The organism is Rhodococcus sp. SGAir0479, assembly GCF_005484805.1.
Lineage (GTDB): Bacteria > Actinomycetota > Actinomycetes > Mycobacteriales > Mycobacteriaceae > Prescottella.
Window position 1 is genome coordinate 4,267,182 of sequence record NZ_CP039432.1, and the last position, 19,780, is coordinate 4,286,961.

18 protein-coding genes are annotated in these 19,780 nt (G+C 70.5%); 9 read left to right on the plus strand and 9 right to left on the minus strand.

Annotation, left to right across the window (positions count from 1 at the left end):
- Positions 1 to 54 precede the first annotated feature (54 nt).
- Entirely contained in the window at positions 55 to 1,662 is a 1,608-nt protein-coding gene (locus tag E7742_RS19670; RefSeq protein WP_137800478.1) for an ABC transporter substrate-binding protein, read from the plus strand.
- A 62-nt stretch (positions 1,663 to 1,724) separates the two neighbouring features.
- Here the strand turns inward: E7742_RS19670 and E7742_RS19675 are convergent, their stop codons facing one another.
- Positions 1,725 to 2,486 carry a decaprenylphospho-beta-D-erythro-pentofuranosid-2-ulose 2-reductase gene (locus E7742_RS19675; protein WP_137800479.1) on the minus strand — a complete coding sequence of 254 codons (762 nt, stop codon included), beginning with the start codon at positions 2,484 to 2,486 and terminating at the stop codon, positions 1,725 to 1,727.
- Positions 2,483 to 3,907 (minus strand): FAD-binding oxidoreductase, encoded by a 1,425-nt coding sequence (locus tag E7742_RS19680; RefSeq protein WP_137800480.1) that lies wholly within the window; start codon positions 3,905 to 3,907, stop codon positions 2,483 to 2,485. The genes E7742_RS19675 and E7742_RS19680 overlap by 4 nt, the downstream gene beginning before the upstream one ends.
- A 219-nt stretch (positions 3,908 to 4,126) precedes the next feature.
- Here E7742_RS19680 and E7742_RS19685 point away from each other — a divergent pair, with 219 nt between their 5' ends.
- Positions 4,127 to 4,594 carry a GtrA family protein gene (locus tag E7742_RS19685; RefSeq protein WP_137800481.1) on the plus strand — a complete coding sequence of 156 codons (468 nt, stop codon included), beginning with the start codon at positions 4,127 to 4,129 and terminating at the stop codon, positions 4,592 to 4,594.
- Between the two features lie 87 nt (positions 4,595 to 4,681).
- A complete protein-coding gene (locus E7742_RS19690) occupies positions 4,682 to 5,533 on the plus strand; it encodes an LLM class F420-dependent oxidoreductase (RefSeq protein WP_137800482.1) in 852 nt (283 codons plus the stop codon).
- A 6-nt stretch (positions 5,534 to 5,539) separates the two neighbouring features.
- On the opposite strand, the gene E7742_RS19695 is transcribed toward E7742_RS19690, so the two are convergent.
- Genes E7742_RS19695 through rfbA form a run of 3 tightly spaced genes read right to left on the minus strand, consistent with a single transcriptional unit; the run spans position 5,540 to position 8,176 of the window.
- Complete coding sequence (locus tag E7742_RS19695) at positions 5,540 to 6,688, minus strand: S1C family serine protease (protein ID WP_137800483.1); 1,149 nt, start codon at positions 6,686 to 6,688, stop codon at positions 5,540 to 5,542.
- A gap of 4 nt (positions 6,689 to 6,692) precedes the next feature.
- Positions 6,693 to 7,298, minus strand: coding sequence for a dTDP-4-dehydrorhamnose 3,5-epimerase family protein (locus E7742_RS19700; protein ID WP_137800484.1), 606 nt, complete (start codon positions 7,296 to 7,298; stop codon positions 6,693 to 6,695).
- 2 nt (positions 7,299 to 7,300) lie between these two features.
- Complete coding sequence (gene rfbA / locus E7742_RS19705; RefSeq protein ID WP_137800485.1) at positions 7,301 to 8,176, minus strand: glucose-1-phosphate thymidylyltransferase RfbA; 876 nt, start codon at positions 8,174 to 8,176, stop codon at positions 7,301 to 7,303.
- 174 nt (positions 8,177 to 8,350) lie between these two features.
- Here rfbA and E7742_RS19710 point away from each other — a divergent pair, with 174 nt between their 5' ends.
- From E7742_RS19710 to E7742_RS19720, 3 genes are all read left to right on the plus strand, one after another.
- Positions 8,351 to 9,730, plus strand: a complete 1,380-nt coding sequence (locus E7742_RS19710) for an MFS transporter (protein ID WP_137800486.1) — start codon at positions 8,351 to 8,353, stop codon at positions 9,728 to 9,730.
- A gap of 51 nt (positions 9,731 to 9,781) precedes the next feature.
- A complete protein-coding gene (gene rfbB, locus E7742_RS19715) occupies positions 9,782 to 10,777 on the plus strand; it encodes a dTDP-glucose 4,6-dehydratase (RefSeq protein ID WP_137800487.1) in 996 nt (331 codons plus the stop codon).
- A 168-nt stretch (positions 10,778 to 10,945) separates the two neighbouring features.
- Positions 10,946 to 11,485, plus strand: a complete 540-nt coding sequence (locus tag E7742_RS19720; protein ID WP_254699076.1) for a pentapeptide repeat-containing protein — start codon at positions 10,946 to 10,948, stop codon at positions 11,483 to 11,485.
- A gap of 25 nt (positions 11,486 to 11,510) precedes the next feature.
- Here the strand turns inward: E7742_RS19720 and E7742_RS19725 are convergent, their stop codons facing one another.
- Together E7742_RS19725 and E7742_RS19730 are read right to left on the minus strand one after the other, a co-directional pair.
- The gene (locus E7742_RS19725) at positions 11,511 to 12,428 is read right to left on the minus strand and encodes a lysylphosphatidylglycerol synthase transmembrane domain-containing protein (RefSeq protein ID WP_254699077.1); all 918 of its coding nucleotides are present in this window, start codon (positions 12,426 to 12,428) and stop codon (positions 11,511 to 11,513) included.
- 137 nt (positions 12,429 to 12,565) lie between these two features.
- Positions 12,566 to 13,288, minus strand: coding sequence for a DapH/DapD/GlmU-related protein (locus E7742_RS19730; RefSeq protein WP_137800490.1), 723 nt, complete (start codon positions 13,286 to 13,288; stop codon positions 12,566 to 12,568).
- Positions 13,289 to 13,417: 129 nt separating this feature from the next.
- Here E7742_RS19730 and E7742_RS19735 point away from each other — a divergent pair, with 129 nt between their 5' ends.
- Positions 13,418 to 14,524, plus strand: a complete 1,107-nt coding sequence (locus tag E7742_RS19735; RefSeq protein WP_137800491.1) for a DegT/DnrJ/EryC1/StrS family aminotransferase — start codon at positions 13,418 to 13,420, stop codon at positions 14,522 to 14,524.
- Positions 14,521 to 15,489, plus strand: coding sequence for a Gfo/Idh/MocA family protein (locus E7742_RS19740; RefSeq protein WP_137800492.1), 969 nt, complete (start codon positions 14,521 to 14,523; stop codon positions 15,487 to 15,489). Before E7742_RS19735 ends, E7742_RS19740 begins: the two co-directional genes overlap by 4 nt.
- Before the next feature lie 27 nt (positions 15,490 to 15,516).
- Here E7742_RS19740 and E7742_RS19745 read toward each other — a convergent pair whose 3' ends face one another.
- Together E7742_RS19745 and E7742_RS19750 are read right to left on the minus strand one after the other, a co-directional pair.
- On the minus strand, positions 15,517 to 16,557 hold the full coding sequence (locus E7742_RS19745; RefSeq protein WP_137800493.1) for an MBL fold metallo-hydrolase: 1,041 nt from the start codon (positions 16,555 to 16,557) through the stop codon (positions 15,517 to 15,519).
- An 84-nt stretch (positions 16,558 to 16,641) separates the two neighbouring features.
- Positions 16,642 to 18,870 (minus strand): hypothetical protein, encoded by a 2,229-nt coding sequence (locus E7742_RS19750; RefSeq protein ID WP_254699078.1) that lies wholly within the window; start codon positions 18,868 to 18,870, stop codon positions 16,642 to 16,644.
- A 112-nt stretch (positions 18,871 to 18,982) separates the two neighbouring features.
- Here E7742_RS19750 and E7742_RS19755 point away from each other — a divergent pair, with 112 nt between their 5' ends.
- Positions 18,983 to 19,735 carry a glycosyltransferase gene (locus E7742_RS19755; RefSeq protein ID WP_137800494.1) on the plus strand — a complete coding sequence of 251 codons (753 nt, stop codon included), beginning with the start codon at positions 18,983 to 18,985 and terminating at the stop codon, positions 19,733 to 19,735.
- The last annotated feature ends 45 nt before the right edge of the window (positions 19,736 to 19,780 follow it).

Below are 19,780 nucleotides of genomic sequence, written 5' to 3' on the forward strand. Positions count from 1 at the left end.
TCGTCGCGGGCGGACCGTACTCATGAGTCGACCGATCCGACAACGGAGGACACCGTGCGCAACCCGACCTTCCGGCCCTCTCGACTGTTGTGGGGTGCACTCACCGCGGTCACCGTCCTGCTCGCGGGATGCGCGGGCGGCGACGCGGACGCCACCGCGGACGGCGCGCAGCGGCAGGCCGGCTACGTCGGCGCCCCGAGCGCCACCGCCGAACCCGTTGCGGGCGGCTCGCTCACGTTCGGATCCTATTCGCTCCCGACGGTGCTCGATCCCGCGCGGACGCAGGCGACCGGGTCGACGGGCGGCACCGAGATGGCGGCGATCTACGACACCCTCGTCCGCCACGACTTCGACAGCCGCACCTTCGTGCCGCAGCTGGCGGAATCGCTCGACAGCAGCGACGACCTCGACACCTACACCGTCACGCTGCGGCCCGGCACCCGGTTCAGCGACGGCAGTGTGCTCGACGCCCGCGCGGTGAAGTGGAGCATCGAGCGATTCGTGGCCGCGAAAGCCGATGCGTCCCAAACGTGGACGAACATCGTGGACGCGATCGACACACCCGACGATCGGACCGTCGTCTTCGGGTTGAAGCGCCCCTGGGGCGACTTCCCGGTGCTGCTGAGCACGGGCGCGGGCATGATCGTGGGTGTGGGTTCGGAGAAGGACGGGGCGTTCTCTCCGGTGGGCGCCGGACCGTTCACGGTGACGAAGTTCGCGCCCCGCGAGGAGTTGCTGCTCACCGCGCGGGACGACTACATCGGTGGGCGGCCCCCGTTGGACACGCTGCGCTTCCTGCCCACGGCCGGAGCCCAGGCGCAGTACGAGTCCATGCGCAGCGGCCAGTTCGAGATGACCTACATCCTGCGCGACGAGCAGGTCATCGGCCGGGTGCTGGGGGACGGATACGCGGGCTTCCTGAGCCCCACGGGCCAGAACGGGATCGGTGTGATCAACAGCCGGCCCGGGCGGCCGGGCGCCGACGTCCGGGTGCGGCAGGCCATCGCGTACGGCGTCGACCCGGAGGCGATCGACCAGCGCGCCAACGCCGGGCTGGGAACGGCCAGTTCGGAACTCGTACCCGAGGGCTCGCGGTGGTACAGCGGGACCGAGGGAATCCGGTTCGACCCGGACCGGGCGCGGCAGCTGCTCGACGAGGCGAAGGCGGACGGATTCGACGGGCACATCTCGTACCTGTCGACCCACGACCCCGGCCAGCAGGCGACCGCGCTGACGGTGCAGGCGGCGCTCCAGTCCGTCGGCTTCGACGTCACCGTCGACTATGCGACCGACACCACCGACCTGGTTCGGAAGGTGTACCGGGACCACGACTTCGACCTCACCCGCGGCGGTGCGCCGATCGGCGAGGAGGCGCCGTTCGTCAATCTCTACGGCAGCATGGGCAGCGATTCGCGCAACAACGCGACCGGATTCGCCGACCCCGAGATGGATCGTCTGCTGCGCGCGGTGCAGACGGCACCCACCGACGACGACAAGCGAAACGCGATCGGGGACGTCCAGCGGTACGCGAACCGGACCGTGCCCTACGTTCTCTGGGGGCCGGCGGCGGTCCTGACCGCGTGGGAGCCCACGGTGCACGGCGTCGAACGCACGGTCACCGACATCATGCTGTTGGGTACCGCCTGGAAATCCGCGGCCTGACCCCGGAACGCGAAGCGGCCCACCACGACACGTCGTGGTGGGCCGCTTCGCGTCGGAAGCTCCTAGACGGGCAGCTTGCGGAAGATCGCGCGGGGGATGTGCCGCAGCACGATCATCACGAACCGGAACGGTCCCGGCGCCCAGACGATTTCCTTGCCCTTGTCGGACGCCGACACCGCGAGCGCGGCCACGTCCTCCTTGTTCACCGTCAGCGGCGCCTCCTTCACGTGCGCGCTGAACTTGGTGCGCACCATGCCGGGACGGACGACGGTGACCTTGGGGCCGAACGGGGCCAGCGCCTCGCCCAGACCCAGGTAGAAGCCGTCGAGGCCGGCCTTGGTGGAGCCGTAGACGAAGTTGGCCCGCTTGACGCGCTCACCGGCCACCGACGACATCGCGACGATGCGGCCGAAGCCCTGTGCCTTCATCTTCTCGCCGACCAGCACGCCGACCGAGACCGACGCGGTGTAGTTGACGTTCGCGACCAGCACGGCCTTGCGCTGGTTCTGCCACAGCTCCTCGGCGTCCCCGTCGAGCGCGAACGCCACGATCGCGACGTCCACGTCGCCCTTGGACCACGCCTCGTCGACGACCTTGGGGTGGCTCTCGGTGTCGAGCGCGTCGAAGTCGATGACGTCGACCTCGGTGGCGCCCGCGGCCTTCATCTGGGCGACCGCGGCGTCGCGGCCCGGATCGTTCGGCAGCGCAGCGAGAATCACGCGCAGCGGGGCCTTCTTCAGGTACTCCTCGCAGATCGCCAGGCCGATCTCGGACGTGCCACCGAGCAGGAGCAGGGTCTGGGGGTTGCCGACGGCATTGATCACTGCAGTTCCAACCTTCTGGACATGTCGGAGGCGAAAACGCCTGTGGGGTCGACGGATCGGCGGACCTTGATCCACTCGGCGATCCGGGGGTACATGGCGTGGAACGTCTCGGCCGAGGTCCGCGAGTCCTTCGCGGTGTACAGCCGGCCACCGAACTCGAGCACCCGCTTGTCGAGCTCGGTGACGAACTCGTTGAGTCCCGGCTTGATCCGGAAGTCGACGCAGATGTTCCAGCCGGCCATCGGGAAGCTCAGCGGCGCCTTGTTGCCCTCGCCGAACAGCTTGAACACGTTGAGGAACGAGTAGTGGCCCGACGACTGGATGTCGCGGATGATCTGCTTGAACTCGCCCACGGCCTCCGGCGGCACCACGAACTGGTACTGCAGGAATCCGTTGGAGCCGTACGCGCGGTTCCATTCACCGAACATGTCGAGCGGGTGGTAGAACTGCGTCAGATTCTGCACCTTGCCGCGGTAGTTGCCGGCCTTGCGGAACCAGACCTCGCCGATCGCCGAGAAGTTGAACTTGTTCGCCAGCCCGTTGGGGAAGATGTCCGGGAACGTCAGCAGCGTCGGCGCGTCGAACTTGAGCGGGTTCTTCTGCAGCTTCGCAGGCAGCTGATCGAGCTTGGCGAGACTGCCGCGGGACACCGCGGCCCGGCCGAGCTTGGGCTCGGGCGAGATGGCGTCGAACCACGCGCTCGAGTAGTCGTAATTGTTCTCGCTGCCGTCGCTGTGCAGCGCGATGGTCTCGTCGAGCGTGTGGGTGACGTCGCCGTCCGCGATGAAGTACGCGGTCTCCGTCGGCGTCATCTCGATCGTGGCCTTGAGGATGATGCCGGTCAGGCCCATGCCGCCGACCGTGGCCCAGAACAGCTTCGCGTTCCGGCCGCCCGGGGTGAGGGTGCGGATCTGACCGTCCGCGGTGAGCAGGTCCATCGAGCGCACGTGGTTGCCGAAGCTGCCGGCGCTGTGGTGGTTCTTGCCGTGGATGTCGGACGCGATCGCGCCGCCGACCGTGACCTGCCGGGTGCCCGGCAACACCGGGACCCACAGGCCGAACGGCAGCGCGGCACGCATCAGCTGATCCAGGTTGACGCCGGCGTCCACCGTCACCAGACGGGTGTTGGCGTCAATGTTGTGGATCCGCTTCAGCGCGTTCATGTCGACGACGAGTCCGCCCGCGTTCTGCGCCGGGTCACCGTACGAGCGGCCCATGCCGCGCGCGATGACACCGCGTCGCAGGTGCGACGGCTTGGACTCGTTCTGCTCCGCCACCTGCGCGACCGCCTTGGCGATCAGCTCGACGTCGGGCGTGGACAACACCTGCGCGGTGGTGGGCGCGGTGCGTCCCCATCCGGTGAGGGTGCGGGTCTGCGTGGGGAGCGGCTCGTGAACCGTCTCTTCTGCTGTCTCGGACATCGGGTACGAGGTTACCTGGCGGTAGTGGACGACCCTCGGAAAGAGTGCGCCGACCCACAACTTCTTTACTCGCGTTTTGCTAACTTTTTGCATGTTTTCCGATCCGGAAGCGCGACACGTGCGCAGAACGCGGGAGTGCGGGGACGCAGAACAGGGCGACGCGTCCGGGTGCGGGACGTCACGACGGTCGCGGGGCGGGCCGTCGCCTACTCTCGTTGCGTGTCCGGAAGCCCTCACGCCCACGATCCGCACGCCCCGCTGCCGGTCGAGATCCCCGTCACCGACTCCACCGCCGACCAGGCGCTGGATCTGAAGACGCAGATCGTGCGCTTCGTGCTCACGGGCGGGCTGTCGGCCGTCGTGGATTTCGGGCTGTACGTGCTGCTGCTCGCGGCGGGTCTGCCGGTGCCGGTCGCGAAGTCGATCAGCTTCGTCGCCGGCACCACCACCGCGTACCTCATCAACCGGCGCTGGACGTTCAAGGCCGAGCCGAGCCGGTCCCGGTTCGTCGCGGTGGTGGTGTTGTACGCGCTCACGTTCGCGGTGCAGGTCGGCCTCAACCAGGTGATGTACCACGTCTTCCCCGACGAGTGGTGGCGCGTGCCGCTGGCCTTCGTCGTCGCGCAGGGCACGGCGACCGTCATCAATTTCGTGGTCCAGCGCGCGGTCATCTTCAAGATCCGATAGCTGTCTGGACAGCTGTCCGCAAACCCTTCCACATGGCGGTGGAACCGGTTACATTTCTGGCACCCACCAATGCGGAGGAGTCAGATCGTGCGCTACGGCATCAGCCTGTTCACCAGTGATCGCGGCATCACTCCGGCGGCGGCCGCCCAGGCCGTCGAGCAGTGCGGGTTCGACGCGTTCTACGTGCCCGAACACACCCACATCCCGGTCAACCGGGCGTCCGACCATCCCGGCACCGGCACGGCGGAGTTGCCCGACGACCGATACATGCGCACCCTCGACCCGTGGGTCGCGCTGGGCACCGCCGCGTCGGTCACCTCGCGGATCCGGCTCGGCACCTCCGTCGCGTTGCCGCTCGAACACGACCCCATCACCCTCGCCAAGACCATCGCCTCGCTCGACCACCTGTCCGGCGGGCGCGTGACGTTCGGCGTCGGCTACGGCTGGAACGCGGAGGAGCTCGCCGATCACGGCATCGACCCCAAGCGGCGCCGGACCGCGCTGCGCGAATACCTCGAGGCGATGCAGGCGCTGTGGACGCAGGAGGAGGCGTCGTACGACGGGCAGTTCGTGACGTTCGGACCGAGCTGGGCGTGGCCGAAGCCCGTGCAGCAGCCGCGGCCACCGGTCCTCGTCGGGGCCGGTGCGTCGGAGAAGACGTTCGCGTGGATTGCCCGCTCGGCGGACGGCTGGATCACCACTCCCATCGAGCAGGACATCGAGGACAACGTCACGCTGCTGCGCAAGACCTGGGCGGACGCCGGACGCGCCGGCCGGCCCGAGGTCGTCGTGCTCGCCGGCAAGCCGGACGCCGACAAGCTCGCCCGGTGGCGGGACCTCGGGGTGAGCGAGGCGCTGTTCGGGATGCCCGACGCCGACGAGGCCCAGGTGGTCGCCTATCTGCAGCGGCTCGCCGGCAAGCTCGACATCGGCGGCTGACCGCGGTCAGCGGGGTGGTCCCGCCTGCAGCACCACCGACCCGGTGCGCGGCAGCCCGGCCGCGTCGGTCCAGCGCAGGGTCACCCGGTCCCCGGGGTGCAGCGCGACCATCCGGGTCTCCAGGTCCGCGGCCGAGCGGACCGGGGTGCCGTCGAACTGGGTGATGACGTCGCCGCGCGCCAGCCCCGCGCCCTCCGCGGGGCTGCGCAGGCTCACCAGCGTGACCTGCGCGCCGGCCGGGCGGGCGGTCTGTTCGTCGCGGAGGTCGCGCACCGCGAGCCCCAGTAGCGGCGTCGGGCCGATGTGGACCGTGTCGGACGAGCGGCCCGCCAGGACCTGCTCGACGAACTCCACGGCGGCGTGGATCGGGATGGCGTACGACGTGGGGGCCGGCGGTGACTCCGCGCCGGCGTCGACCGCGTTGCCGGCGCTGTTGACGCCCACGACCTCGCCGAAGGCGTTCACGAGTGGCCCGCCGGAATCGCCCGGCCGGACGTTCGCGTCCACCTCGACGAGATTCGACAGTTCGTTGCGGGACCCGTCGGTGGTGCTGCGGGTCATCACCGTCACGCCGAGTCGGGTGACCGCGCCCGGCGCCGACACCGGCACGCCCCCGCCGTCGGCGTTGCCGATCGCGGTCACGGGGTCCCCGACCCGCACCGTCCCGACGTCCGCGAGAACGGCGGCCGGCAGCGTCGCCGCCCCGGGCAGGCGGAGTACCGCGAGGTCGCGGGAGCTGTCGTAGCCGACCACGTCGACGGCGTACGCCGAACCGTCGCGCATGCTGGTCGCGGCGATGTCGGTGCCGCCGTCGATCACGTGGTGGTTGGTGAGCACCAGCGTCGACGACCGGTCGGGCCCCCGCGCGCCCAGCACGATCCCGGTGCCCGCGGTGGTCCCGAGTCCGGACCGCGCGGTGAGGGTCACGATCGTGGGGACGACCCGGCCCGCCAGTTCCTCCGGGGACAGCGCGGGCCGCGGCGCCGGTGCGACGACCGAGGTCGACGGCGGCGCGGTCGCGACGGTCCCGGGTTCCGTGAGGGCGCCCGATTGGAGCAGGGTGCCGTGCTCGAGCGGAATGCCGACGAGGGCGAGGGCCGCCGCGACCGACACTGCCAGTGCAGCGCCCAGGCGGCGGATCCCCCTCTCGGTCATCGGATCAGTCGGTTCCCTCCCGGTATCGCGGTAGCAGTCCCGCGTCGAGCGCCTGCCGGAGCGCGGGGGCCGCCAGGTCCTTGTCGGACAGCGTCCACTGCAGCGGCCGCCCGTCTCGGCCGACGACCGGCCAGTCGATGCCGATGCCCGGGTCGAGCGGGCTCACCTCGTGTTCCCGTTCGGGGGCGTACCCCGACGAGCAGAGATAGATCACCGTCGAGTCGTCCTCGAGGGCGAGGAAGCCGTGGCCGAGGCCCTCCGAGACGAACACCGCACGCCGGTCGGCGTCGTCGAGCAGCACCGCATCCCACTGCCCGAACGTGGGGGAGCCGGCGCGGACGTCGACCACGACGTCGAGCACCGCGCCCTTGACGCAGGTGACGTACTTGGCCTGGCCCGGCGGGACGTCGGCGAAGTGGATGCCGCGCAGCACGCCGGCCGCCGACACCGAGCAGTTGGCCTGCTGCAGGTCGAGGGTGCGGCCCGTCGCCGAGGAGAAGCCGGTGGGGCCCGGTTCCTTGAACCATTCGAGGAACACCCCACGGTGATCGCCGAACTGTCGGGGCGTGATCTCCCACGCCCCCGGAACCTTCAACTCCCGGTACTCCATGGTCACCATTCTCTGCCGCGCTCGAGCAACCCCAGCAGGTACGTCCCGTAGCCGGACTTGACCAGCGGCTCGGCCCGCGCCCGCAGTTCGTCGTCGGAGATGAAGCCGCGCCGCCACGCCACCTCCTCCGGGACGCCGATCTTGAGTCCCTGCCGCTGCTCGATGGTGCGCACGTAGTTGGACGCGTCGAGCAGCGAGTCGAAGGTGCCGGTGTCGAGCCAGGCCGTGCCGCGCGGCAGCACCTCCACCTGCAGCCGTCCGGCCTCGAGATACGTGCGGTTGACGTCGGTGATCTCGTACTCGCCCCGCGCCGACGGCGTCAGGTCCCGGGCGATCGAGACGACGTCGTTGTCGTAGAAGTACAGCCCCGGGACGGCGTAGTTCGAGCGCGGCACGGCGGGCTTCTCCTCGAGCGAGATCGCGGTCCCGCAGTCGTCGAACTCGATGACGCCGTACGCCCCGGGTTCGGAGACCCAGTAGCCGAACACCGCGCCGCCCTTGACGTCGTGGAAGCGGGTGAGGGTGGTGCCCAGGCCGGGACCGTAGAAGATGTTGTCGCCCAGGACGAGAGCCACCGAGTCGTCGCGGATGTGGTCGGCTCCCAGCACGAACGCCTGCGCGAGCCCGTTCGGTCGATCCTGCACCTGGTAGCTGAGCGAGATCCCGAAGCGGGACCCGTCGCCCAGCAGGTTCCGGAACTGTCCGGCGTCGCCCGGCGTGGTGATGATGAGGATGTCGCGGATCCCGGCGAGCATCAGCGTCGACAGCGGGTAGTAGATCATCGGCTTGTCGTAGACGGGCACCAACTGCTTGCTCACACCGAGCGTGATCGGGTGCAGTCGGCTGCCCGTGCCACCAGCCAGAATGATTCCGCGCATGTACTGCAGTGTTTCACGTGGCACCACGGCTTTCGGTGGGAGTACGCGACGCGATCGGACTCGCCGCGTCGGCTTCGTCCCGTGCAAAGCCCCGCATGTCCCGTTAGCGTCGAATGGTCCGACGACCAAAGACCTGACCACTGCAGCAGCTCCCCGTCCGAAGGGACCATACGAATGCAGGAATCGACGTACGGTCCCGATCGCTTGACGGTGGGCAGTCCTGCCGCCGAGGGTGACGACGTGGACCGTGGAACGTTGCGCAAGGCCATCACCGGTTCGGCGATGGGCAACGCCACCGAGTGGTTCGACTACGGCGTCTACGCCACCACGGCCACCTACCTGACGCAGAACTTCTTCCCGGGGCACCTGGGTTCGCTCGGCACGATGCTGGGATTCGCGATCTCGTTCGTGCTGCGCCCGCTGGGCGGAATGATCTGGGGGCCGCTCGGCGACCGCCTCGGCCGCAAGGCCGTCCTCGCGACGACGATCCTGTTGATGTCGGGTGCGACGGCGCTCATCGCGGCGATCCCGTCGTACGCCTCGATCGGCATCGCGGCCCCGATCCTGCTCATCGCGCTGCGCGTGGTGCAGGGCTTCTCCACAGGCGGCGAGTACGGGGGCGCGGCCACCTTCATGGCCGAGTACGCCCCCGACGACAAGCGTGGCCGCTACGGCAGCTTCCTCGAGTTCGGCACCCTCGGCGGGTTCGCGGCCGGCACCGCCGTGGTGATGCTGTGCGAGCTGCTCATCTCCGACGAGAACATGGCGTCCTGGGGCTGGCGGATCCCGTTCCTCATCGCGTTGCCGCTCGGCCTCGTGGGCTGGTACCTGCGCAGCAAGCTCGACGAGTCGCCGGTCTTCGACGAGGTGGACGCGCAGGGCGACAGCCAGGATTCGATCCTCGGCGGACTGGTCGACCTGCTCAAGAACTACTGGCGCCCCATCCTGATCCTCACCGGCATGGTCGTCGCCCTCAACGTGGTCAACTACACGCTGCTCACGTACCAGCCGACGTACCTCGAATCGACGCTCGGCCTGAGCACGCAGTCGACCACGATCATCATCCTGATCGGCGAGCTGGTCATGATGGCGTGCATCCCGTTCTTCGGCCGCTGGTCCGACACCCTCGGACGCAAGCCCATGTGGTGGGCGTCGCTGATCGGCCTGCTGGTGCTGGCCATCCCCATGTACTGGCTGATGGCGCAGGGTTTCGTGTGGGCGCTGCTCGCGTTCGCCGTCCTGGGCCTGCTGTACCTGCCGCAGCTGGCGACCATCTCCGCGACGTTCCCGGCGATGTTCCCCACGCAAGTCCGCTACGCCGGATTCGCGATCGGCTACAACGTGTCCACCGCCGTCTTCGGTGGCACCGCCCCGCTGGTCAACGACGCGGTCATCCGCTCGACGGGGTGGAGCCTGTTCCCCGCGATCTACATGATGGGCGCCTGCATCATCGGGCTGGTCTCGGTGGCGTTCCTCCGCGAGACCGCGGGTGTGTCGCTGCGCGGCACGTCGATCCCCGGCGAGGAAGCCGATCCGGAGCCGGCCCGCGCGTGATCGACGGCGCTACCGGCGGGCGAGGCCGCGCCCGTCGGTAGTCTCCCCGGTATGAGGCTGCTCGTCACCGGCGGCGCCGGGTTCATCGGCGCCAACTTCGTCCATCAGACCGTCGCGGAACGCCCGGACGTGCGGGTCACGGTCCTAGACGCGTTGACGTACGCCGGCAACAAGGCCTCGCTGGACGCGGTCGCCGACCGGATCGACTTCGTGCACGGCGACGTCGCCGACGCCGCGGTGGTGGACCGCCTGGTCGCCGACGCCGACGCGGTGGTGCACTTCGCGGCCGAGTCGCACAACGACAACTCGCTGGCCGACCCGTGGCCGTTCGTGCGCACCAACGTGGTGGGCACGTACACCCTGCTGCAGGCGGTGCGCGAGCACGACGTCCGCTATCACCACATCTCCACCGACGAGGTGTACGGCGACCTCGAACTGGGCGACCCCGCGCGGTTCACCGAGTCCACCGCCTACAACCCGTCCAGCCCGTACTCGTCGACCAAGGCGTCGAGCGACATGCTGGTGCGGGCGTGGACGCGCTCGTTCGGGATCCGGGCGACGCTGTCGAACTGCTCCAACAACTACGGCCCCTACCAGCACGTCGAGAAGTTCATTCCCCGGCAGATCACCAACCTGCTGGGCGGCGTCCGCCCCAAGCTGTACGGGCAGGGCCGCAACGTGCGGGACTGGATCCACGTCGACGACCACAACCGCGCCGTGTGGACGGTCCTGGAGAAGGGGCGGCCGGGGGAGACGTACCTCATCGGCGCGGACGGCGAGGTCGACAACCGGACGGTGATCGCGATGCTGCTCGAGATCTTCGGACGCGACGCCGACGACTTCGATTTCGTCCCCGACCGTCCCGGCCACGATCTGCGGTACGCGATCGATTCGACGCGGTTGCGCACCGAACTGGGCTGGCAGCCGCAGTACCGGGACTTCCGCAGCGGGCTCGAGGCGACCGTGCAGTGGTACCGCGACCACCCCGAGTGGTGGCGACCGGCGAAGGCCGCGACGGAGGCGGGATACGCGCGCACCGGGCAGTAACGGCAGCCCGGGTGAACCGCGCGATCGGCCACGCGATCCGGCCGACGGCGGTAGCGTGACCAGCATTCGTGTCGGGGTCTGTCACTCGGTCGTCGAACCGGAGGGGGCGCTCGTATGGGGGCCGGAGCACTGCACAACTCGCATCGCCGTCGGATTGCCTGCCGCACATTGGCCGTCGCATCCGCACTGGGCGCGCTGGCCGTGGGGATCGCCGGCCAGGCCGCCGCCGATCCCGTCGCGGGGGCGCCCCCGTGCTCGCCGGTCCGGCTGGAGGGAATGTTGGCCGGGGCAACCGCGTCGGTGGCCCCGAACCTCGAGTTGCCGCTCCCGTGCCAGGACGCGGTGGGCGTGGGCTACGTCGGACCGGCGGAACTGCAGGCCGGCGCGCTCGGCTCGGCCGCCGCGGCCGGGCTCGGCAGTCTCGGTCTGCTCGCCGCGAGCAGCATCGACTGGAACAACATCGGTCCCGACAACACCGGTTCGTTCAACCTGGGGTGGGCCAACACGGGCTCGAACAACGTCGGCTCTGCCAATACCGGCTCCGGCAACGTCGGCTCCGCGAACACCGGCTCGGGCAACGTCGGCTCGGCCAACACCGGCTCCGGCAACCTCGGGTCCGCGAACACCGGATCCTTCACCTGGGGGTCGCTCAAGACCGGCATCGGGTCGCTCGCGGCGGGCTCGTTGGGGATCGGCACGCTGAGCTGACCTGGACGCGTCCGGTCCGGGGGCGTCACGCCTCGCTGGGGAGCGGGACCCGGGACTGCTCGTGCACCAGGGCATTGCGCAGCGCCGGGGAGCCGGCGAGGGCCGCGGCGCCGCCCGCGAGCACCTCGCAGAGGGTGAACAGCAGGCGGGAGGTGAGCGCGAGCGCGAGCGCGGTGCCCGCATCGGTCACCGGCGTGAGCGCCGCGACGATCACCGCCTCCCGCACCCCGAGACCCGACGGCACCACGAACACCAGGACGCCCGCGCACATCGCCAGTGCGATCGCGCCGACGGACGCGACCAGCCGGTCGGTGCCGAATCCGCCCAGGCTGGAGGCGAGCAGCCACAGGTGTACGCCGTAGGCCGTCCAGCTGGCCGCGGACCACCCGAACGCGAGGCCGATCTTGTGCAACGTGAGCGGCCGGTGCAGGCGTTCGCGCCGCAGCAGCCCGAGCGCGACGTTCACCAGGCGGGTCAGCACCGGCGGGTAGGCGCACACCAGCGCGATCGGTGCCAGCACGAGCACCGCGACGGCCGCGGTCGTCCCGATCCGGAACAGTGCCGGCAGCCCGGCCAGCCCCACCACCAGCGCGGCCGCGGTGCTGAGCCCGACCGTCACCAGCACCGCGACGAACGCCACCGCGCGTGAGACCCCGGCCCGCCGCGCCAGCTCGGCCTGCAGCACGAACGCCCACACGCTGCCCGGCAGGTACTTGCCGAGCTGACCGACCAGGTAGCAGCGGGCGGCGTCGAACGCGGGGACGGGACGTCCCAGCGCCCCGAGGGTGTGCTGCCACGCCCGGACCGCGGCGCCCATCCCGAGGAGGATGAAGATCGTCGACGCGATCAGCGACCACCACGGCAGGTGATGGACGGTGCCGCGCACCTCGGACCACTGCGAGCGCACCGCGAATCCGATCCCGACGAGGATCGCAATCGTCACGAAAAGGCGAAAACCGTTGAACAGCAAGGTCCGTGCCGGACCCGGCGATGCGGGACGGTCGGCGGAGGGATCGGTGTCGGACGCCATCCGAGTCCACTTCTCGAGGATTCGTGGGACTCCTCGACCATAGCAACGGGTCAGGCCGGGCCCGGGAAGTCGAGAGGCTTCCGGGCGAGCGCGCGCCATCGCTCGAAGGCCGGTGCCAGCGCCGACGGAACGGTCGTCTCGGGCGCTCCCGGTGCGAACAGCCGGTCGACGGCGTCGATGTCGGCGTCCGCGATTCCCGAGCGGCCCATCCCGATCCGGTTGACGCCGCGCAGCGCGACCGGGTTGCCGAACACCTTCGCGTACGGCGGGACGTCCTTGACGACGACGGTGCCCATCCCGGTCACCGCGCCCGACCCGATGACGAGGTGCTGGTGCACGACCGTGTGCATGCCCACGGTGACGTCGTCGCCCACGGTCACGTGGCCGGCGAACGTCGAACCCGCGGAGACCACGCACCGGTCGCCCACCCGGACGTCGTGCTCGATCGCGACGCGGTTCATGACGAAACACCCGGCGCCCACGGTCGTCTCGCGCTGGCTGCCGTGGTGCACCGTCGAAAGTTCCCGAATCGTGGTGCCGGGACCGATGACGATGCCGCGGTGCGGCGCCGGGTCCGACCACCGCGTGGGGTGCTCGGCACCGAGGATCTCCGGGGGTGCGCCCAGCACGACGCCCGCACCGATCCAGCAGCGGTCGCCGACGGTGAGCGGACCGGTCAGTACCGCGTGGGGGCCGACGATCACGTGGTCACCGAGGACGACACCGTCGCCGAGCACGGCGGTCCGATGGATGTGGCACTTCTTCCCGAACATCGTGCGGTGGGTCCTTTCGGGGGTGGCGGAGGCTGGCACTTCGCTACGCTCGGACGATGACCACCGGCCGTTCGCGGAGTGTCGCGAACTGAATCTGCGTCGCGACCGAATCTATCGGAGGTGCGATCGGTGATTGCGATATCGAGCGTCGAGTTCGGCCCGGACGTCGAACGCGAGGTCCTCGACACCCTGCGCTCCGGCAAGGTCGCGCAGGGGCCCAAGGTCGAGCGCCTCGAGGAGGAGTTCGCGGCGCTGGTGGGGGTCCGGCACGCGGTGGCGGTCAACAGCGGCACGACGGCGCTGGTGGCCGCGTTGCAGGTGCAGGGACTCGAGCCCGGCGCCGAGGTCCTGACCAGCCCGTTCACGTTCGTCGCCACGCTCAACGCGATCCTCGACGCCGGTGCGACCGCCCGTTTCGCCGACATCTGCGAGACCGACTTCAACCTCGATCCGGTCGTCGCCTCCGCTCGCGTCACCGACCGGACCCGGGTGCTGCTGCCGGTGCACCTGTACGGCGAGACGGCCGACATGGGGGCGCTCGTGCCGCTGGCCGCCCGGCACGGACTCGCGGTGGTCGAGGACGCCGCGCAGGCACACGGCGCGACGTTCGACGGCCGCGGCGCCGGCAGCTTCGGGATCGGCTGCTTCTCGTTCTACGCCACCAAGAACCTCACCACCGCCGAGGGCGGGATGATCACCACCGACGACGACGAGGTCGCCGACCGGCTTCGCATCCTGCGCAATCAGGGCATGCGCGAGCGGTACGTGTACGAGATGGCGGGACAGAACTATCGGATGACCGACCTGCAGGCCAGCCTCGCGCTGCCGCAGATGGCGTCGTACCCGGAACAGGTGGCGGCGCGGCGCCGGAACGCGAAGGCGCTGCGTGCCGGCCTCGAGGACGTCGCCGGGGTGACGGTGCCCAGCGAGCAACCCGGCCGCGAGCACGTGTGGCACCAGTTCACGTTGCTGCTGGACGAGGCGGCACCGATCGACCGCGAGACCCTGGCCGCCCGGCTGGTCGAACGCGGCGTCGGCACCGGCATCTACTACCCCCGGCCCGTCTACGACTATCCGTGCTATCGCGAGCATCCGCGGGTGGTGGTCGAGGACACTCCCGTTGCGTCGTCGGTGGCGGCGCGCTGCCTGAGCATCCCCGTCCACGCGCGTCTCTCCGAGGCGGACGTGGACACGGTCGTCGACGCGGTCCGCGGCGCGATGGAGGCGCGGCGGTGAGCGTCCCGCGCATCACCCTGGTGGGCGCCGGCCGAATGGGCTCGTTGCACGCGCGGGTGCTCACCGAGTCGCGCGCGGTGGAGCTCGTCGGAATCGTGGAACCCGATGCGGCGCAGGGGCGGACGATCGCGGACCGCTGCGGGGTGCCCTGGGCGCCGGACTTCACCGACCTCGCCGACGCGGACGCCGTCGTGATCGCCGCGGCCACCCCCGCCCACTACGACCTCGCGGTCCGGGTCCTCGACCTCGGGAAGCCGCTGCTCGTCGAGAAGCCGCTCGCGGCGACGTACAAGGAGACACTGGACCTGGTCCAGCGCGCGGAGGCCGCCGACGTGCCGCTGATGTGTGGGCTGCTCGAACGGTTCAACCCCGCGGTGCGGTCGGTGCGGGAGTTCGCCGGACCGGTGTGTCAGGTGACGGGAATGCGGCACTCGCCATTCGTGTCCCGCATCCCGACCGGTGTGGCCACCGATCTGCTCATCCACGACCTGGACCTCGCGATCGGGTTCGCCGGTTGCGAGCCGGTCCAGACCCGTGCCGAGTTCGGGTACTTCCATCCCGCGTCGATCGAGAACCGTGCCGAGGACTGCGCCGACGCGGTCCTGCGGTTCGAGACCGGCGCCGTCGCCAGCATGTCCGCGAGCCGGCTCAGTCAACGCAAGATCCGGCAGCTGTCGCTGCTCGAGCCCGAACGGCTGATCGAGATCGACCTGCTGCGCCGCGACATCACCATCTACCGGCATGTCGACGAGGAGATCACCGCGGACGGGGCCGGCTACCACCAGCAGACGATCATCGAGATCCCCACCGTCCGGTTCGGCGAGGAGCCGCTGGCCGCGCAGCTCGCGCACTTCGTCGACCTGCTCGGCGGTACCGGAGACGTTGCGGCCGAGCGGCGTTCGATCCTGCCGCCGCACCGGGCGGTGCACGAGGCCACGGTGTCGGCGCTGTCGGCCGTCGGTTGAGGTGGGTGGACGCCGGCCGACGTCCGGTCAGCGGAGGTAGTGCGCCACACCGTCGATGTCGGTGACGTCCACCGCGCCCCGTTGGACCAGCACGTCGAGGTGCGCCGCGGTCTCGATCACCGCCAACGACTGCAGCGGTCCGGGAAGGTCGGCGAGGCGCCGCCGGTGGCGCGTCCAGTGCAACCGGTGTGCCACCTCGAGAGCCGTGACCCGTTGCGCCGCAACCGCGTCGAGGGTGAGTTCGAGCCGGGTGCGGTGATGCTCGATCAGTTCGCGGGCACGTGCGGCGGCGCTCGGCGTCGTGGGGCCGTGCGCGGGAAGCAGCTGCGCCTCCGGCATCGTCTGGACCAGCAGGAGTGACGACAGGTAGTCCGCCAACGGAAACCGGCTCGCTCCGGCCTCGAGGCCGATCCACGGGGTGATCCGCGGCAGCACATGGTCTCCCGCGAAGAGCAGCGCCGCCTCCGGATCCCAGAACGAGTAGTGCCCATTGGTGTGGCCCGGGGTGGGGACGGCGACGAGCGTGCGGCTGCGCAGCTCGATGCGCCGAGTTCCCTCGAGCCAGCGATCCGGTAATTCGACACCGACGGCCGAGACGCCCTGCAGCGCCGCCTGCGCGTCGCGGATCAGCTCGCTCGCGCCCGCGCGATGCAGCAGGGCGCTCGCGCCGAACGGGGAGTCGGCGTCTTCCGCTGTGCCGAAGTGCCGTTCGACGGTCTCGCGCTCGCCGGCGCCGAGGCTGATCGGGGTGCCGTGCCGGCGGCGGACCGTCGCGGCCAACGAGTAGTGGTCGGTGTGCCAGTGCGTGATGAGGAACTGGCTGATCCGGTCCGCCGAGTACCCGATCCGTTCGAGGCTGCGCTCGAGCAGGCGTACGGATTCGTCGGTGGCCCAACCGGAGTCGATCAGCACGACGTCCGGCCCGTCGGCCACCGCGTACACGTTGATCGCGGGTGGCCCCTCCGGCAGCGGCAGGGGGATCCGGAAGACGCCGGACGCGACCTCGTGGGCGCCGGTGTCGGTCCAGTGCGCCGGGGCGGTCTGCGGTGCGGCCGAGGGTCGGGTCATTCGGGCGGTCCTTCGTGGTCGGTGCCGCGACCATCGCACGCCGCGATCGTCCTCGTCGGCCGGCACCCGGTCAGTGGGACGGGCTCAGGCGGTTTCTTCCACCGCGTCGCCGGGACGGTGCGGCTCGGGCTCGCCGACGACGTGCCGTTCCCGTCGTCGGCGCACCACCACCGCCGCCCCTTGCCCGAGGGCGACGAGCATCCCGACGCCCGCGAGCGTCCAGCCGAGTGTGCTTCCCGGCGGCGCGAATTCGAGAGTCAGGGTGGCGGACGAGTCGCCGCTGTCGGGCAGCTCCACCTGCAGCAGCCCGCCCGGAGTCTCGGTGACGTCCACCGCTCGCCCGTCCACGGACGCCGCCCAGCCCGGCCACGCCAGCAGCGCGAAGGTCGCCGTGCCGGAACCGGTGTACGTGACCGTCTCGCGGGTGTCGGTGGAGGCGACGTCGCCGGTGACCTCGAGCCCCGGCGTGGTCGCGGACAGCCGGCCGTCCGGCCACGGCTGCGGGGCGGTGCGGGTGCCCACGGTGACCCCGCGCTCGACGCGGACGTCCCAGGTGTCGGCCGGCAGGGCGTCCAGCGCGCGGGTGCCGCCATAGGGTCCGCTGTTCTGCACGACGACGGTGTCGATGCGCATCGCGTCCAGCCACGACACCCCGGTGCCCGGCGCCTCGGCGCGCAGCAGATCCACCCCGTCGGGGCATTCGACGCCGCCGTAGTAGTTGAGGCACAGCGCCGCGACGAAGGTGCCGAAGCTGATGCCCGCGTAGTTGTTCACCGCCCGCACCCCCGCCGGCTGGTAGAGGCTGCCGAACAGGATGTCGCCCCACTGTCCGGTGGGGTCGTCCGGGTCGATGTTCTCGGGGTGGGCGACGACGAACGTGGTGCCCGGATAGCGGCCGTCGAAGTGCTCCTCGAGGAACGCGACCTGGCGCGGGAACCGCCACGGCGTGACGTTGTCGTTGCCGGTGAACCACAGGTGAGTCTGGGCGGCCTGGGCCACCACGATGCCCGCGGCGAGGGTCCCGGCGAACAGGCGGGGACGCCGGAACGCGACGAGCAATGCGGCCCCGGTGAGGACCACCGTGAGCGCGAGCGCGGCGAGATGGATGCCGACGTCCTCGGGAACCTCGGCCCACGAGAGATAGAACTGCAGCAGCACCAGGCCCGCGGTCAGGCCCAGCCGCAGCCTCCGGCGGTCGCGCGCCGGCCCCGCCGACAGCGCGACCGCCGTGACCACCAGCACCGGCAGCTGGCCGTACTCGAGCAGCCGCGCGGGCCACCGGAACAACCACAGATTCGACGGCCCCAGCAGCAGCACCAGATAGATCCCGCCGAACACAGCCGGCGAGACCGCGCTGCGGCCCAGCCGGCGCAGCGCCCCCCACCGGATCCACGGCGCGAGCGGCACCAGGAACCACACCAGGTACGTCAACGGCACCGTCGCGACGGCCGACCCGAACAGCGGCCCGAACGGCTGATTGGACAACGCGGACAGATTGATCAGATTCCCGAGCCCCGGCCGGAGGGTGCCGTCGTTGCTGACGCCGGTCTGGGTGCGGACCGAGACGTCGGTGGTGAACACGAGCGGCAGGTAGACGATGAGCGAGAGCAGTGCGATCGCCACCCCGCTCACCAGGAGCGAGCGGACAGCCGGATATCGGCGTGCCGCAACGCACTCGGCGATCACTGCCACGAACACGACCCCCACCCCGACCGCGCCGTACGGGTTGCCGGACGTCATCGCCAGGACGCCGAACACGATCGGTACCAGCGGATTGGTCCGGCCCGCCGCGCTGGCCCGCGCCGACCACCACACGTGCGGGATCCACGCGAACGCGATCAATCCGGACGCCCACGTGGACGCGTCGAAGTAGAGGGTGTAGCCCGCGAACGGCATTGCCAGCCCGGCGACGAACGCCATCGCCCGGTTCGCGCCGTACTGGCGGGCCAGCACGTACACTCCCACCGCGAGCAGCGCGAGGAACTGCATCTTGACGAGCGTCATGCCGATCGCGAGACTCGGAACGAGCGCGACCAGAACCGATTCGGCGAGCAGTACCGGGTTGTAGGTGCCGTACAACGCCTCGGCGGTGACGTTGCCGCCGGCCCACATCTCCGGCAGCAGCGTCGGCCACGAGCCGGACAGGATCCGCTCCCCGATGGTGTGCCAGGTCGGCGCGAACGCCGCCGCGCTGTCGTCCCAGTAGTAGAACCAGCGATTCGACAGCAACGGAACCGCCGTGAGCACCGCGACGACCGCCGCCAGCAGGAGCGGCGGCGTTACGCGGTGGCGCAGCGTCGGTTCAGAAGTCACGGCGGGCGGTCCTCGTCGTACGGGATTGCGCGGCGGTCGTTTTCCTGTCTCCGGAGCGTAGTATTCCGGCCAGTGCACGTGGCTGGTACGCGAGAACCGCGGAGGTCGGCGAATGCGAGTGTTCGACCTGTCCGTCGTGATCCCGGCCCACAATTCCGGCGCGGTCCTCGAGACGACGGTGCGCCGGGTCGCCGCGCGGTTCACCGGCCGGCCCGTCGAGATCATCGTCGTCGAGAACGGATCCACCGACGACACCGCAGCCGTCTGCGACGCCCTCGCCGCCGGCTGGGACCCGGACACCACGGTCGCGTTCGCCGCGCTGCGCAGCGCGAAGGGCATGGGTAACGCGCTCCGTGTCGGGGCTCTCGCCTCGCGCGGGTCCCGCGTCCTGCTGACCGCGGACGATCTGCCGTTCGGCTTCGACGACCTCGACGGCGCCGAGCGCGCCGACCGGGAGGCCGGGCACCGGCTGCCGGTCGTGATCGGGTCCAAGGCGCACCCGGACTCGGTGGCCGACCGGGGCCCGGCCCGCACGGTGCTGACCCGGGGCTTCGCGACGCTGCGGCGGCTGATCCTGGGCACCCGGACGGGCGACCCGCAGGGCACGTTCCTGGTCGACGGCGCGCTGTTGCGGGCGCTCGCCCCCCATCTCACCGAACCGGGCTTCCTGTTCACCACCGAGTTGGACTACGCCGTCGAGTCGGCAGGGATCCGTCCGGTGGAGGTGCCGGTCCGCCTCGCCGCCGAGCACCGCGGACACGCCAGCCGCATCGCGCCCGCGGACGTGGTGCAGATGGCGCGGGGACTGTTGGCACTGCGGCGCCGCCGCACCGCCCTGCGGACCGCGGCCCTCGCCGCGCGGTGACGGCGAGTGGAAAGCCGGAGGAGGCACGCGAACGGGACGGTTCCG

Coding starts and splice junctions, on each gene's coding strand:
- E7742_RS19680 (WP_137800480.1), bottom strand. CDS start 3,907: ATGTCCGAGACAGCAGAAGAGACGGTTCACGAGCCGCTCCCCACGCAG.
- E7742_RS19695 (WP_137800483.1), bottom strand. CDS start 6,688: ATGACCGAGAGGGGGATCCGCCGCCTGGGCGCTGCACTGGCAGTGTCG.
- E7742_RS19700 (WP_137800484.1), bottom strand. CDS start 7,298: ATGGAGTACCGGGAGTTGAAGGTTCCGGGGGCGTGGGAGATCACGCCC.
- rfbA (WP_137800485.1), bottom strand. CDS start 8,176: ATGCGCGGAATCATTCTGGCTGGTGGCACGGGCAGCCGACTGCACCCG.
- E7742_RS19710 (WP_137800486.1), top strand. CDS start 8,351: ATGCAGGAATCGACGTACGGTCCCGATCGCTTGACGGTGGGCAGTCCT.
- rfbB (WP_137800487.1), top strand. CDS start 9,782: ATGAGGCTGCTCGTCACCGGCGGCGCCGGGTTCATCGGCGCCAACTTC.
- E7742_RS19730 (WP_137800490.1), bottom strand. CDS start 13,288: ATGTTCGGGAAGAAGTGCCACATCCATCGGACCGCCGTGCTCGGCGAC.
- E7742_RS19745 (WP_137800493.1), bottom strand. CDS start 16,557: ATGACCCGACCCTCGGCCGCACCGCAGACCGCCCCGGCGCACTGGACC.
- E7742_RS19755 (WP_137800494.1), top strand. CDS start 18,983: ATGCGAGTGTTCGACCTGTCCGTCGTGATCCCGGCCCACAATTCCGGC.